This window comes from Bartonella sp. AP4SXKL (genome assembly GCF_042195845.1).
GTDB lineage: Bacteria > Pseudomonadota > Alphaproteobacteria > Rhizobiales > Rhizobiaceae > Bartonella.
The window spans coordinates 16,849-31,295 of sequence record NZ_JBHIPA010000008.1 but is presented as its reverse complement, the minus strand read 5'-3'; the positions used below and the strand labels follow the sequence as shown (position 1 = coordinate 31,295).

14 protein-coding genes are annotated in these 14,447 nt (G+C 42.0%); all 14 read left to right on the top strand.

Annotation, left to right across the window (positions count from 1 at the left end; genetic code table 11):
• The first annotated feature begins 116 nt into the window (after positions 1-116).
• The 14 genes from ACFIMI_RS05400 (at position 117) to ACFIMI_RS05335 (ending at position 13,084) form a co-directional block, all read left to right on the top strand.
• The gene (locus ACFIMI_RS05400; protein WP_375613662.1) at positions 117-440 is read left to right on the top strand and encodes a hypothetical protein; all 324 of its coding nucleotides are present in this window, start codon (positions 117-119) and stop codon (positions 438-440) included.
• 162 nt (positions 441-602) lie between these two features.
• A complete protein-coding gene (locus tag ACFIMI_RS05395; RefSeq protein ID WP_375611677.1) occupies positions 603-734 on the top strand; it encodes a hypothetical protein in 132 nt (43 codons plus the stop codon).
• Between the two features lie 13 nt (positions 735-747).
• Positions 748-930, top strand: coding sequence for a hypothetical protein (locus tag ACFIMI_RS05390; protein ID WP_375681948.1), 183 nt, complete (start codon positions 748-750; stop codon positions 928-930).
• A gap of 663 nt (positions 931-1,593) precedes the next feature.
• Positions 1,594-2,955 (top strand): PBSX family phage terminase large subunit, encoded by a 1,362-nt coding sequence (locus ACFIMI_RS05385; protein ID WP_375638503.1) that lies wholly within the window; start codon positions 1,594-1,596, stop codon positions 2,953-2,955.
• Positions 2,940-4,790: a portal protein gene (locus ACFIMI_RS05380; protein WP_375692307.1), complete on the top strand. Its 1,851-nt coding sequence runs from the start codon at positions 2,940-2,942 to the stop codon at positions 4,788-4,790. The genes ACFIMI_RS05385 and ACFIMI_RS05380 overlap by 16 nt, the downstream gene beginning before the upstream one ends.
• Positions 4,791-5,073: 283 nt before the next feature.
• Positions 5,074-5,847, top strand: a complete 774-nt coding sequence (locus ACFIMI_RS05375) for a hypothetical protein (protein WP_375647481.1) — start codon at positions 5,074-5,076, stop codon at positions 5,845-5,847.
• Positions 5,848-6,240: 393 nt separating this feature from the next.
• A complete protein-coding gene (locus tag ACFIMI_RS05370; RefSeq protein ID WP_273791303.1) occupies positions 6,241-7,359 on the top strand; it encodes a N4-gp56 family major capsid protein in 1,119 nt (372 codons plus the stop codon).
• Positions 7,360-7,442: 83 nt separating this feature from the next.
• Positions 7,443-8,138, top strand: coding sequence for a hypothetical protein (locus ACFIMI_RS05365; RefSeq protein WP_375631840.1), 696 nt, complete (start codon positions 7,443-7,445; stop codon positions 8,136-8,138).
• Between the two features lie 39 nt (positions 8,139-8,177).
• Entirely contained in the window at positions 8,178-8,306 is a 129-nt protein-coding gene (locus ACFIMI_RS05360) for a hypothetical protein (protein WP_375629185.1), read from the top strand.
• Positions 8,307-8,467: 161 nt separating this feature from the next.
• Positions 8,468-8,602, top strand: a complete 135-nt coding sequence (locus ACFIMI_RS05355; RefSeq protein WP_375692306.1) for a hypothetical protein — start codon at positions 8,468-8,470, stop codon at positions 8,600-8,602.
• Positions 8,603-8,681: 79 nt separating this feature from the next.
• Complete coding sequence (locus ACFIMI_RS05350; protein ID WP_375647466.1) at positions 8,682-10,145, top strand: hypothetical protein; 1,464 nt, start codon at positions 8,682-8,684, stop codon at positions 10,143-10,145.
• 349 nt (positions 10,146-10,494) lie between these two features.
• A complete protein-coding gene (locus ACFIMI_RS05345; protein WP_375692305.1) occupies positions 10,495-10,947 on the top strand; it encodes a hypothetical protein in 453 nt (150 codons plus the stop codon).
• Positions 10,944-12,083, top strand: a complete 1,140-nt coding sequence (locus tag ACFIMI_RS05340) for a tail fiber domain-containing protein (RefSeq protein ID WP_375692304.1) — start codon at positions 10,944-10,946, stop codon at positions 12,081-12,083. Before ACFIMI_RS05345 ends, ACFIMI_RS05340 begins: the two co-directional genes overlap by 4 nt.
• On the top strand, positions 12,080-13,084 hold the full coding sequence (locus ACFIMI_RS05335; RefSeq protein ID WP_375692303.1) for a phage tail protein: 1,005 nt from the start codon (positions 12,080-12,082) through the stop codon (positions 13,082-13,084). The genes ACFIMI_RS05340 and ACFIMI_RS05335 overlap by 4 nt, the downstream gene beginning before the upstream one ends.
• The last annotated feature ends 1,363 nt before the right edge of the window (positions 13,085-14,447 follow it).

Genomic DNA, 14,447 nt, shown 5'->3' with positions numbered 1-14,447 from the left:
TTTGGGTGTGTCCCATTTTTTTTAATTGTTGAATGCTTGTCAAATTTTGTTGCTGATTTTTATGTCATTTTTGTGTTTGAGGTTTTGGTTTCTCTTTAGTTGGAAGGAACATGATGATGGTAGATGAACATTGTCTTCCCTTACGTCGAAGAGGGCGGAAAAAAGGGGCTTTAAATAAAACAACAAAGCGATTTAATGAAGCTCTTTTGACAGCGGCGGAGCAGGCTGGATATCACTATGGTGAAGATGGGCTGGTGTCTTATCTTCAGTATCATGCGTTGAATAATCCTGTTCCTTTTTTTTCGCTGCTGGCAAAAGTGTTGCCTCTTCAGGGGGCTGGAGAAGGGCAGGTTAAAACAGTTTCGCGTATCGAGATTGTACCAGTGAATGCAAAAAATAGCGAACCGGAGAAGCATGATCCCTCGGCAACTGAGGCTTGAAGCTACGAGAAAATGTTGGGTTGGGCACATGATGTTTAAGGGATATTGTCTTTGAACGGGGATGCTAGATGTTTGTCTGAAAGCTTATGATTGAAATTGCGGTGAGGGGCGTGTGCTTTAGGCGTGTGAGCTGTGACGTTGTTAAGCTTTGGTGGGGGAAGCATGAGGACGTGGACTGGAGGAGACTTCGGTGCATATGGTGTTTTTTGGGGGTACATGGCGTCTGGGGTGGTCTGTTTGAAGAGGGGCCGGCAAGATGCTTTTATGGCGATGCGTGAGGGGCGCGATACCTGAAAGATGTTGGGGAGTGCTTGATGATATTTGCTGTTTTGGGCATCTGGTGAAGATTTGGTTTTTTCTCGTTATTGAAGGTGTGGAGATATCAAAAACAGTTTCGCGTATTGAGATTGTACCAGTGAATGCAAAAAATAGTGAACCAGAGAAGTGTGATACCTCGATAACTGAGGCTTGTGATATTGAAAAATGTTAGGCTGAGGTGGGTGATGTGGGGTGATGTCTTGCAAGGGGGCTGCTTTGGTGATTGCCTATCTTGAGGGGATTGAAGCGGAGGCTATCGTGCTTGTAGGCGCTCGTGATATTGGGAAGGGGCTTTGGTGAATGATGCCGTAAGGGCCCCCGTGTGCTGGAGGGAATTTGGTGCAGGGTATTTGTGTGGTGGATATGGAACAGTGTTTTGATGGGGGAGGGGCATGAAACTTGAGAGAAGTGTTATGCTTGCGGGATGCATGTGTTTTGGTGGGGGTATCTTGGGGGATAAAGTGTGAGGATTGGTGATGCTTGAGAGGCATGATATTGGAGGATGTTGGGCTTTGGATATGCCTGAGAGCCATGTGCTGAGGCTATGATTTGGTTGGGGGGATACCTTGCTTGTGGTTGGGGGATGACAGGCGCGGTGTTTGAGGGGGTGGGGCTTTTGTGCCTTGGGGGCTTGGGGCGCATAGGTGGGGTCAAGGGGATCTCATGCAAAAAAGTGAAATTTATTGAATATTAGGATGAAGAAAAGATAAAGCGCTGCTTTTGAGAAGGGCGTTTTTCGTTCAATTGCTCTTTTCGTTCAATTGCTCTGGGATCATTAAACTTGGGATAAGCAAAAGGGTGCAGCGCAATTATTGCTAAAGTATGAAAATTTATAATGACAACTGTTCAGAAAATTTCTCAAAAAATTGAGCAGAAAACGGCTCAAGTGGCTCTTATTCCAAAGCTTATTCCTGTTTTTACTGGAAAAGCAGATGTGCGAGCCGCTTGGGGAGGACGGGGTTCTGGAAAAACACGTTCTTTTGCTTTGATGTCGGCTGTGGTGGGATATCGCCATGGAATGGCTGGAGAACGCGGGATTATTCTTTGTGCAAGGCAATTTCAAAATTCTCTTAATGAAAGTTCTTTGGAGGAAATTAAACGCGCTATCGAGTCTTATCCTTTTTTACAAGACTATTATGAAATCGGCGATAAATATATTAAGTCAAAAGATGGACGGATTGTCTATGTGTTTGCTGGGCTTGATCGCAATATCGCAAGTATTAAATCAATGGGACGCGTTTTCCTTTGTTGGGTCGATGAAGCCGAGCCCGTGACAGAAACTGCTTGGCAAACACTTATTCCAACTTTGCGCGAAGAAGGAAAAGATTGGAATGCAGAATTATGGGTCACATGGAACCCATGCCATGAAAATGCAGCCGTGGAAAAACGTTTCCGAAATGTCGATAATCCTCATATCAAAGGGGTGGAAATCAATTGGCGTGATAATCCGCAATTTCCTGAAAAACTCAATCGTGATCGAATGGACGATTTGCAGCAAAGACCAGAGCAGTATAACCATATTTGGGAAGGCGAATATCTCCAAGCTGTGCAAGGGGCTTATTATCAGAAATGTCTGCTGGAAGCCGAAATGGAAGGGCGGATTACCACTGTTCCACGGGATCCTTTGATGCAGGTGAGAATCTTTTGGGATATCGGGGGAACAGGAGCAAAGGCTGATGCTACCGCATTGTGGGTGGCGCAATTTGTTGGACGGGAAATCCGAGTGCTCGATTATTATGAAGCCCAAGGACAACCTCTCTCAGAGCATGTGGGCTGGGTCTTTCAAAGGGGATATGAAAAGGCTCTTATGGTCTTGCCTCATGATGGCGCAACAAAAGATCGTGTCTATAATGTGAGTTTTGAAAGTGCCCTTCAACAAGCCGGTTTTCAAACCAAAATAATTCCTAACCAAGGAACAGGCGCTGTGAAAATGCGTATCGAAGCCGTAAGGCGGTTGTTTCCTGCACTATGGTTTAATCGTGAAACGACATGTGCGGGCAGAAAAGCGCTTGCTTGGTATCATGAAAAGCGCGACGAACAGCGCAATATCGGACTAGGGGCTGAACATGATTGGGCTAGCCATGGGGCCGATGCCTTTGGACTGATGTGTGTGGCTTATGAACAACCAAATGCTAAAGCGCGAAAAAAACCTTATCGCTCGTTTCACCATTCTCAAACTTCATGGATGGCTTTTTAATGAATATGTCTACAAATTCTTCTTTTGATCAAATCGAAACGCTTGAAAATCAAGCTCTCTTTAAAAAACTCGTGGGTTGGTATCAGGATGATATTGATCATGTCGAAAAATGGCGAAAAAATGCCCAGGAAGATTACGATTTTTATAATGGACGGCAATGGAATGAGCAAGACCTTGCCGTCTTGCACGAACAAAACAGACCCGTGATGACTTTTAACCGTATTGCGCCTTTAATTAATGCCGTGATTGGGGCTGAGCGCAATAATAAAAGGCAAGTGCAATTTATTCCACGACAAGAAGGGGCTGCCTTTGCAAACCAGATTTTGACAGGAGCAGCCGAATGGTTTCGCGATGAAGCCGACGGGGAATACGAAGATTCCGATGCTTTTCAAGATGCAATTATTTGCGGAATGGGCTGGACAGATACACGCCTTGATTATGAACAAGATCCCCAAGGAAAACCAATCATTGCACGTTTAGACCCGATGAAAATGGTGTGGGATGCAAGTGCTGTTAAGTCTAATCTTATTGATGCACAACGCTTATGGTATATTGATGAAAAACCTCTTGCCGTAGCGCAGGAAATGTTTCCAAATGTTCATTGGAGTGATCTTCATGCGGATTGGGTGAAACATCAGAGCTTTTTACAGCCAACCAGCAATGGGATGACACAAAGTTATCAGTCCGAGAGGGGGGATCAAGGAGAAGAGGGGAGCGGCTATCAACGTCCTAAAATGGTGACATTGGCAGAATGTCGCTGGTTTGAACGCGAGGTGGTTTATAAAGTCCTTGAGCCTCAAAGTGGAAGGTTTGTCGATTATTCAGAGCAGGATTTCCAAAATTTAAGCAAAACCTTTCCTCATGTTCAAGCAACAAGGTTGAACAGAAAAATTGTCAAACGGGCATTTTTAGGTAGAAAGCTGCTTGAAGCGCCTGATAAGCCCTTGGTTCCACCCAATCAATTGGGATGGGAGTGTATTACCGGTACTTTTGATAAGTTAAGTCGGCAATTTTACGGAATTGTGCGCCCTACAAAAGATCCGCAACGGTGGGCAAACAAATATTTTAGTCAAGTAATGCATTTGCTCAATAGCCAATCAAAAGGCGGCATTATGGCAGAACGCGATGCTTTTGATGATGATCGACAAGCCGTCGAGAGTTGGGCTAGAGCTGATAGTATTACTTGGTTAAAAAGTGGGGCTGTGTCTGGCGGAAGAATCCAACCTAAACCCGTGGCGCAATTTCCGCAAGGTTTTTTTCAATTGTTTAATGAAGCAAAGAGTGCTCTCGAACAGGTGACGGGGTTGTCTTCTGAATTTATTGGGACGCGAGCTGTCAATCAGCCCGGCATTCTTGAACAACAACGGCGACAATCGTCACTTAATCTTTTGGCTTCCTTTTTTGATGGGTTGCGTCGATATCGGCAACGACAGGGAAAAATTATTCTCTATCTTATTCAAAATTATCTCTCCGATGGGCGGTTGGTGCGTATTGCTGGTGATGAAAATGCCCAGTATGTGCCGCTGACACGCGAAATGGTGACAAGCTTGGAATATGATATTGTCGTGGATGATGCGCCAACAAGTCTTAATGAAAAAGAGCGTACTTTTGCACTGATCATGCAATTGCTTCCTTTGATGCAAAATTTTACAACGCCTGAGATTATGCTCGATCTTTTACGCTATTCGCCTTTACCGGCTTCACTTATTCATAAAATTGCGATAAAGGCGCAAAACTCTTTTCAAGAAGAGCAAAATGCCTCAGCGCAGATGGGGGATAATGTGGGGACAGAGCAGATAATGCAGATGTTGCAGACAGCAAAGGCTCAACAATAGGGTGCTTTGTCATGCGTGACTTCTGATAAACGCCATATATCATAAATTGCTTATCGATTTTCGTAGTGCATGGGCTCCCTTTTCTTAAAAGAACTGTTTTGTAGGGCAGTGTTGTTGGGAAAAGTAGGGTGGAGAGGGGAGTTTTGCCGTCATGTGGGGTGGAGAGCATTGGGGGGAATACTGGTGCTCAAATGATGGGAGAACATTGAGGGGATAAGTGCTTATGGGCTGTTTTATCTGAAAAATTTGATTTTATTGTTTAAAAAAAGAGAAGGCTAATGTCATGGATCAAGAACACTTAACGCCGGCAGAACAAAACCAATTGAAACAAGATTTTCTGGTCTCAACACAAGAGGGAGAAGATGGTGAAATTGCAAGAGAAGAAAAAACTCTTGAAGATAATTTTCAAGGGCAAGTGCATCAACAACAGTACTCTTCGCAAAAGGCTGGAAAAGAGGTTCAAGGGGGAGAAGATGTTCCACCAGATCCGCAAAAAGACTTTATGGGCTATATGCAATGGTTGGGAAAAACACTCCAAAAACAAGGGCTTGTACATGAAAAACAACAGCCTTCTCTTGCTCGCGAAGCAGAACAGTTGCATGCATTTTTTCAGCAGTCTGTTGCCAGTGTTAAACAAAAGCATCATGATTTTGATCAAGCAGCTGATTTTATTTATGAAACGCGGGCTAAACAGTTGGCAGCTTGTGCTTCGCTCTATCCTGAGATGGCCGATCCCAAAAATATTGATGCGTTGATTGGTGATGAGTTGAAGCAGATCTTGCGCGATTGTGCGCAAAAAAATCAAAATCCGGCTGAAGTGATTTACTCTATTGCACAAAAAATTGGCTACACAAATGTTCCCAATAACATGGGTGAAAATTTACAGGAAAGACACAATTCTGCACGTACTCTTGCTGCTTATAACGGCTTGACGCCAAATGGGCCGATTTCTTTGGATATGCTTGATAAAATGTCAGAAGCAGAGTTTAGCGCTTGGGTTGCTGATCCTAAAAATAAAGCCGCTTTTAATCGTTTAATGGGGGGAAGAGAATTTTAAAAACAAGAATGTGGCAGGTGTTTTTTGCGGGAATGTTAAGAGGCTTTTGGTGCAGGAGAATGCGGGGGGTGTTTTTTGCGGGAACGTTAAGAGGCTTTTAGCGCAGAAGAATGCGGGGGGTGTTTTTTGCGGGAACGTTAAGAGGCTTTTAGCGCAGGAGAATGCGGGAGTGTTTTTTGCGGGAGCGTTAAGAGGCTTTTGGCGCAGGAGAATGCGGGGGGATTTCTTAAACACGGATGTGGAGAGGAGAGCTCTTATAAGGGGGAGGCAGACGCTAACAGAAATTAGATAAAACTCACAAACAACCTATTCACCATTTGAAATGAAATGTGGTGTTTTAACAACCGGCGCTTTGCCGGGTTTTTTATGTCAATAAAACTTTTAGAGGACAAAATGACTGTAACTTATATCGGACTTAATGACCCAATGGCAGTGCGCACATGGTCTAAATTACTAAACCAAGAAGTCTCAAAAGCACTTCCAATTGCACCGTTGATTGGAAATGATTCAAACAGTATCGTACAATTAAAAGATGAAACCACGAAAGCAAGTGGGGATGCTATTAGCTTTAATTTGCGTGTGCAGTTGCTAGGCGATGGGGTGAGTGAAGGGCAGACATTGGAAGGCAATGAAGAAGCTTTACAGTTTCTCAATGATCGCTTGGCAATTAATGAACTCGTTCATGCTGTGCGTGTCAAAAATGAGGGAACGATTGATCAACAACGAATTCTCCATGATTTGCGCACCGAGGCAAAAAATGGTTTGGTTGATTGGTATGCAGATCGTCTGAGTATGATGTTCTTCATTCAAGTTTGCGGGTATACCGCAAAAACAATTAACTTTGAAGGACGCACGATTACCCTTAAACCAGTTCATTATGGGTTTAATGCGCCAACGGCACCAACCAATAAACGTGTGGTACGTCCTAATGATAAAGCAAAAGATGAGGACTTAAAAGAAGACGATGTTTTTGATCTCAGCTTGATTGATAAAGCAGTTGAACGGGCTAAATTGGCAAATCCTAAAATTAGACCTGTGCGGATTGATGGCGAAAATGTCTATGTGCTTTATCTACATCCAACCCAAGTGACACAATTGCGAACCAATACTGATGCGGGGCAATGGCTCGACATTACTAAGGCAATCTATAGTGGAAGTCGTATCAAAAATCCGCTCTATGATGGGTCTTTGGGCATGTATAATGGTGTGGTTTTGCGCGAAGCTGAACATATTACCGAAGGGGTCGAAGCTGGAACCGCTAACAAAGCTGTACCAAATGTGCGGCGGGCTGTTCTGCTTGGTGCGCAGAGTGCTGTGATTGCTTTTGGTAAAGATCGAGGGGCGACACGCTATAAATTGGTGGAGGAACTCTTCGACTATGAAAGAGAATTCGGGGTTGCGGCAAAAACCATTATTGGTATGAAAAAAACTTGCTTTACCTTGCCAGGAAGTACGCAAGGGGCTCAGGATTTTGGCACTATTGTCATTCCAACTTATGGAGCACCCGCTTAAAGCGAACGCTTGCTCTCTTCCCCCAACAAGAGGGATCTGTTGGGGGAAAAATTTAAAATGCTTCCAGAAACAAGGACAGGCCTATGACCACTTTATCCACTGATCCCCAAAATCTAAACCTTACACATTCAGACCATTCTAAAACGCTTGCTTATATGGTCGCGCTTATTCAAGATGAAATTGACGATACAACAGCGGAATATTCCCTGCAAATTCAAGATTCAATTTTTACGGCTTTGCGTTTGTGTGAACGCGAACCCTTTTTCTTTAATGAAAAAAGAGAAAGGACGTTTAAAACACAAAGTGGTAAAACATGGTATGGGCAAGAAGAAGGGGTTTTTATTGAAGCAGAAAAGAGTTTGGAGGGCGTCTTTTTAGTAACAAAGAGTGCAACACCAACAAAGTTGTTCTTTAAGCCCTTGGAAGTGTTGCATCAACAATATGGTATGCATCCTGCGCTAGGAACGCCATTCTTTTATACCTACCTTGATCAAAAAATAGGACTCTTTCCAACACCAGAACATGTGGAAGCTGTACAGCTTTCTTATGCTCCTGTTCATTTTGCCGATGAACAGCTGAAAGAGGATGATAACCCTTGGTTGATTTATGCTTTTGATCTTATTAAAGCACGAGCAAAATATGAACTTTATAAAAATATTCTTAAAGATCCTGAATATGCCGCCGTTTCTTTCAGAGATTTTCAAGAACAGCTTCAAGCTTTGCGCATTGAAACATCGCGCCGAAAAGGTTCTTCAAAGATTCGCCCAATGCGTTTTTAAAAGACTTTTTTCCAAATCGTTTATGGCTGGCGTTGAAGGTTGGTTTGGCACTGGTGGCTGGTTTGTCACTTATGGCTGGATTTGCGCGTTGGTGTTGATGGTGAAGGGCTGGTGGATGGCGTTGGGGTGGCCATTATTTATGGTATCGTTTTTTTTTTGGTGCGTTAAACAACCTAAGGTTGTTTATTTTTTGAATTTTATGCCTTTAGAGTTTTAAGGGCTTTTGTGGTTTTTTATCCATAAGCCTTGGTATTTTGAATGGCACTGAGCTTTTCAAAGATTTTATGGGGGCTTTTGATGGCTCTTTCCCCCGTCATTGTGGGGGGTGATTGCGGGCAGTTGATTTTGGTTTGGCGCTGGTGGATGGCGTTGGGGTGGCTATTATTGATGGTATCGTTTTTTTTGGTGCATTAAACAACTTTAGGTTGTTTATTTTGTTGAATTTTATGCCTTTAGAGTTTTAAGGGCTTTTGTGGTTTTTTATCAATAAGCCTTGGTGTTTTGAATGGCACTGGGCTCTTCAAAGATTTTATGGGGGTCTTGATGGCTTTTTTCCCAATCGCTGATTATCGACCCGATGTGGCGGATATCAATGGAATTTTTACCGATGAACTTGTTAATGTGCTCCCAGCTGATGGCTCCTATATCCCTATGCCAAGTTTTGAGCCTTTATCAGAGCCTTGTCCGGAGCCAATCTTAGGCACTCTTGCGGTTAAAACAAAAAATGGGGTTTCTATTATTGTCGGGACAAGAGATAAAATCTACTTACTTGATAATACAACAATGAACTGGAAAGATATTAGCCAAAAAGGAAAACCTTATCTGGCTAATGTTGATGCTCCGTGGTCTTTTGCTTTGTTTGGTGATTTTATCATTGCTGTGAATGCCAATGATAAACCACAAGTGATTGATATTAATCATGATAAAACATTTAGAAATTTAGGAGGAAATCCACCACAGGCAGGGATTGTTCGAATCTGGGGAGATTTCGTTTGTTTGATGAAATTAACCGAAAATCCAAGACGGGTTCATTGGTCTGGATTAAATGATGCTGAATTTTGGACCGTGGGAAAAAAAAGTTGTGATTATCAAGATTTTCCTGATGGCGGATTCGTCCAAGGGGCAACGGAGACAACAAATCCAATTATCTTTATGCGTTCTGCAATCTATGCTGGTTCTTTTATTCCTGGCTCTAAGATTATTTTTAGTTTCCAAAAAATCCACGATAAACGAGGCGCAAAAAATGCTGAATCAATTGTTTGTAGAGGCGATTTAGCATTCTTTGCCGATGAGGGCGGGTTTTATCAAATAACAAATGAGGGACAGATTATACCCATTGGGTTCGAAAAAGTCGATCGAACGATGACCGCAAAATCAAGGAAGGATAATCTGTACACTCTGTCTGCTGCTATCGATGGGGTGTATAATCGTGTTTATTGGATGGTTGATTCTGATGAGAACCTTCATAAACGTATCTTGCTCATTTATGATTGGGGATTGCAAAAATGGACAAAAGCTCTCGTCGATATCAAAATGATATTGCCTATTTTCTTAGCCGGAACAACCCTAGAAGGTCTTGATTTTGTGACTAAGAATATTGACGATTTGTCCTTTTCTCTCGATAGTAAAGCTTGGAAAAATGAATCGCCTATTCTGGGGGCATTTGATCAACAGGGGAGACTGGGTTCGTTTTCTGGGGGTCCTATGGCTTGTGTCGTGACATCACAAGAAATGGGGCAGACAAATGGCATGATAACACGGGTGAAAAATATTATGCCTCAAGTCAATAGTGGAAAGTTTTATTTGTCTGTGGGAATGCGCTTTCGACAATCTCTTGAAGAGGAAACTGTTTGGTTGCCAGAAAAACAGCCCTCTTATAATACTGGACAAATTCACTGTCGTGCAAGGGCACGGTTTTATCGCTTTAAATTGCGTATTCCTGAAGGGGTGAATTGGACTCATGTCACTGGATTTGATGTGGAATTGACGCGGGCCGGCATGCGATAGGCATGCCCTTTTGTAATACCATGCGATAGGCTCAAGCCTCTATTATTAAAGAACAAATGCCCCATAGGCTTCCCAAACCTTTATAAACAAAGGCACAATGCGATAAGCTGTGTCTTTATAATATGAAGAACAAGGTGGTGCGTTATGTTTCATGCTTTTCTGCGATAAAGGAAAAATAGGCTGCACCATGGTTTATTTTTATAAAGAAAAAAGTTCCCTCTTTGTTGTGACAAAGGGATGATGGGGCTTTTTTTCTTTTATTGTGCGGGGGGCATGGAATGCGTGAAGTATGCATGGGGATGCGTATTGCTCAAATGGGGGAAATGATAAAGCTGAAAGAGCTAAAATTATGATACAAGAGAGTCAAGATTTATATTCTGCTCATCTGACAGAGCAGTGGCCATGGGGAAAAATAGCTCCCTATCAAGAGGCACTCAATGCTGCATTGAAAAAATATGCGCAGCGCTTTCCGGATGATGTTTGTCTGGAAAAAATTGCTGAAGAAATCGCTACAGGACAAGCACAATTGTGGCTGGTCTTAAAAAATAAAATCCAATTTAGTGCTTTTGCAATTACCAAAGTTGAAATAACCCATACGGGAAAAAAATGCGTCGTTCTCTCAGATCTTGCGGGAGAGGGAGGGCTGAAATTGGTCAAGTTGATTGATGAAGTCGAAAAATGGGCGCGAACAATCAATGCGGACGAAATGCACATGTTTGGAAGAACTGGATGGGCGAAAAAGCTCGCTCATCACGGATATTCTCGTAATCTTATTCAATATAGAAAGGTTCTGGGTTCATGAGTAGAAAAAAAACACCTCAAGTGCAGACAACAACACAAACAAATGCACCACCCGCTTGGGCTGCTGATATTCTTAAACAAGCCAGTGCTAACGCGCTTGGACTTTATAATAAAGGAATTGGCGGAAACGTTTATCAGGGAGAGAGAGTTGCCGGTCTTAGCGATATGACAAAAAATGCGCTAACTGGTTTACAACAAGCAGCTGGGCTCTATAATAATCCAACGGTAACGCAATGGTTGAATGCACCAACCAACAGCGCTACAAATCTTTCCGGTATGGCTAAGGGAAGCTGGATTGGAAGCAATAGTAAATTTAATACTGCATTGCAAAATGCTCTGAATAAAACTTCTGATGCGATTAATCAATCTATGTCTGGGGCAGGACGTTATGGTTCTGGCGCTCATACTGGTGTGCTGGCCGATGAGTTAGGCGCCTTGGCAACAAATGCTGCGGTACAGCAGTATAATCAAGATATTAATAATATGATGAACGCGAACCAGATGATTGATCGCTCTCAGCAGGATCAGGTTAATGCAGCAAATAGCTATTATCAAGGACAGAGTAATGCGCAAAGCAATGCTTTGAAAGGAGGAATGATTCAAGATATGAATCGTCAAAATGTCTTAGATGCGGAGCGCCAAAAATGGTCAGAAAAAGATAATCAAGATTGGAATCGCTTAGAACGCTTGTTACAGGTAGGAACACAGGCCGCTGGAAATTACGGAACAACTTCAGGAAAATCTACAACAATACCTTCTGTTACAAAAGATCCGTTGCGTGATGCGCAGCAAGTGCTTGGATTGGTCGGAGGAATTTTAGGGCTTTGTGATGTGAGAGCAAAAGAAAATATTATCCCTGTGGGGCAGAAAAAGGGATATCCACTTTATACCTTTAATTATAAGGGAAATCCACAACGTTATCAGGGCGTTATGGCGCAAGACGTGTTGCGTGTGAACCCTGAAGCTGTTTATGTCAATGCGAAAACAAAGTTATTGCATGTTGATTATGACAAAATAGGCCTGAAAATGGAAAAAATGAAAATGGAGAAAATGCCGGCATCTAAAAATAAAATTGCGGCTTTCTTTTCTTCATTTTTTGCTCGTTTTCCCTTTTTGAAAAAAGAGTATCTTCTATGAGCTCGATTTATGATTGGTCAATTGTTGCATCAGAAAATGCTTATGTCGACGAGAATATAAACTGGGCAGAAGGGCAACCGCCAAGCACAGTCAATGATAGTGCTCGCGCTATGATGCAACGCATCAAAGAATATTTGTTGGATAATGGGGGCGGGATTGAAACACAGTTTACTGTCGATGTGAAAAATGAGAGAACGTCACTTCGTTTGGCAACAAAGTCTTTTTTTGAGACTTATATGGATGGCATTGTTGTGCGCTTTAAAGCACAAGGCGTCAACAGAGGAATAACAAATATTTCTTTAAATCAATTGCCGCCAAGACCAACTTATATGGCAACGCCAGAGGGTATTATGCCTTTAAAGGGCGGGGAAATTCAAAAAGGGGGGCTTTATGAGATCGTCTATACGCGTGATATTGCCGGAAAAAATGCTGATGGCTGGTTTTTAACCAATCCTACTATAAAACTTCCTGAAATTCCGCCCTTTCCTCCTTTGCCTGAAACTTTTTCTTCTGGATTTATCGGGACTTTTGCTACAGAAAAAATACCCTCTGGATGGTTACTGTGTGATGGTAAAGAATATTCGCGAAGGAACTATGCTAATCTCTTTGCTGTTCTGGGAGAAACATGGGGAAAAGGAGACGGGAGAACAACATTCAATGTTCCCGATTTGCGTGGAATGTTTTTACGGGGGCTCGATAGTGGAAAAGAAATTGATAAAGGACGTCGCTTGGGAAGCCGACAAGAAGAGTCTTTTAAATCTCATACCCATGAAGGAAAAACAGATTCAACAGGTAACCACCAGCATAGTTATCCAATGATTGAAAAGGTAGTTTGGGATATGAATCACGGTGAATATTATAGAAATCTGGCTCAAATTTACAATAAAAATTTGTTGACAGGTCCTGCGGGAGAGCATGAACATAAGGTCTTGTTGCAAAAAACAGGGGGAGATGAAACACGTCCTGTCAATGTGGCGGTGGTTTATGCTGTCAAAGCCTGAGAATGAAAGCTGTGTGAGAGAAAGATAAAAATGCTAAAATGTTTGTTATGAAAAAAAGTCTTATTGAATATAAAGTCTTATAGAATATATTGTGCAGAAAGTTTTGAGGCGCTTTAGAAAAAACTCAACTCTCTTTATTATTTTATTTTTTGTGCTGCCTTTGTTGGATGTCTAAAGGTAAGTTTGCCTATTGTTCTTTAGAGGATCAAGACAGTGATTATTGAAGGTAGAGGGAGAACAAAAAAAATTTCTTTATTCATGGCGTTTTTTACTGAGGAATAAAGATTTTATCCCAAATGCCTCTCTCTTGTGGTGTCGTGATCCATTATTTCAAGTGCTGGGGTTAAAGCGCTGCTGTGCGATGACAAAAAAACCATGGGTAAAATTTATCCTATTATACCGTAAAATACCGTCATTAAAACACTATTATTGAAGGTGGTGATATCAGTAAGATAGCTTAAAGTATTTAATACATTAGCAACTGTTCTGGTGAGGATTTGCTTGGTTAAGTATTATGCAAGTGAATCATATAAATAATGAGCAGATATGGAGCCCCTTCAGAGGAGTTGGATTGTTTACAAACCGATGTGGGGCTAAAACCTTTGTCCTTTGAGGGTGGTGGGAAGAGGTCAACGGATATGTTTATTTAAAGCGAGAAAAAGCAAAATGGAGCGCTCCCTTTTTTGGCAAAGCGTGTAGGAAAAAAGCCCCTCTTTGTTTTCAAAATGGGTGCACTGTTGGCAAGAGCAGCAGGTTGGCGATGCGTTGTAGTACATGGTGAGGCATTGAACCCTCTGAGATGGCATTTTGTGCTTATCAGGCAACTTCTTGAAACAGGATGAGAGTGATACGAGAAAATCTATAAGACAATAGTTTATCCCGTTGTGTTGTAAAATACCATTGTTTGAGATGCGGTTAAAATTTTATGCATGGGGTGTTTTTCGTCTGTGCGTATTCCTAACGCAGCATTTTTTTGTAGAGTAACTCTGGACAGGGGATACATTACAAGGATGCGTTTGAAGGGAGAAGCCAAGTCAAATCTGTTAGATAAGAAGCCAGATTGTTTACAAACCATTGTTTATTGATTGCCATTATTTAAAGACCGGTGTGGGCTTTGTCCTTTTGGGAAAGGTTGATACAGCATGCAAGGTGACATGCATTTCTCTTTGGTTTTAGGTGGTAAAATCATCATTTTAGGTGGAAAACAGAGTATAATCTAAAAAAATACCTTGTAAAAATTTTCGATGAGGAATTTTTTTTCAAAAGCTCTTCATATGGTTTTCTGAGGTTTTCTGAGGTTTTCTGAGGTTTTCTGAGGTTTTCTGAGGTTTTCTGAGGTTTTCTGAGGTTTTCTGAGGTTTTC

Coding starts and splice junctions, on each gene's coding strand:
- ACFIMI_RS05400 (WP_375613662.1), top strand. CDS start 117: ATGGTAGATGAACATTGTCTTCCCTTACGTCGAAGAGGGCGGAAAAAA.
- ACFIMI_RS05395 (WP_375611677.1), top strand. CDS start 603: ATGAGGACGTGGACTGGAGGAGACTTCGGTGCATATGGTGTTTTTTGG.
- ACFIMI_RS05385 (WP_375638503.1), top strand. CDS start 1,594: ATGACAACTGTTCAGAAAATTTCTCAAAAAATTGAGCAGAAAACGGCT.
- ACFIMI_RS05380 (WP_375692307.1), top strand. CDS start 2,940: ATGGATGGCTTTTTAATGAATATGTCTACAAATTCTTCTTTTGATCAA.
- ACFIMI_RS05375 (WP_375647481.1), top strand. CDS start 5,074: ATGGATCAAGAACACTTAACGCCGGCAGAACAAAACCAATTGAAACAA.
- ACFIMI_RS05370 (WP_273791303.1), top strand. CDS start 6,241: ATGACTGTAACTTATATCGGACTTAATGACCCAATGGCAGTGCGCACA.
- ACFIMI_RS05365 (WP_375631840.1), top strand. CDS start 7,443: ATGACCACTTTATCCACTGATCCCCAAAATCTAAACCTTACACATTCA.
- ACFIMI_RS05350 (WP_375647466.1), top strand. CDS start 8,682: ATGGCTTTTTTCCCAATCGCTGATTATCGACCCGATGTGGCGGATATC.
- ACFIMI_RS05345 (WP_375692305.1), top strand. CDS start 10,495: ATGATACAAGAGAGTCAAGATTTATATTCTGCTCATCTGACAGAGCAG.
- ACFIMI_RS05340 (WP_375692304.1), top strand. CDS start 10,944: ATGAGTAGAAAAAAAACACCTCAAGTGCAGACAACAACACAAACAAAT.
- ACFIMI_RS05335 (WP_375692303.1), top strand. CDS start 12,080: ATGAGCTCGATTTATGATTGGTCAATTGTTGCATCAGAAAATGCTTAT.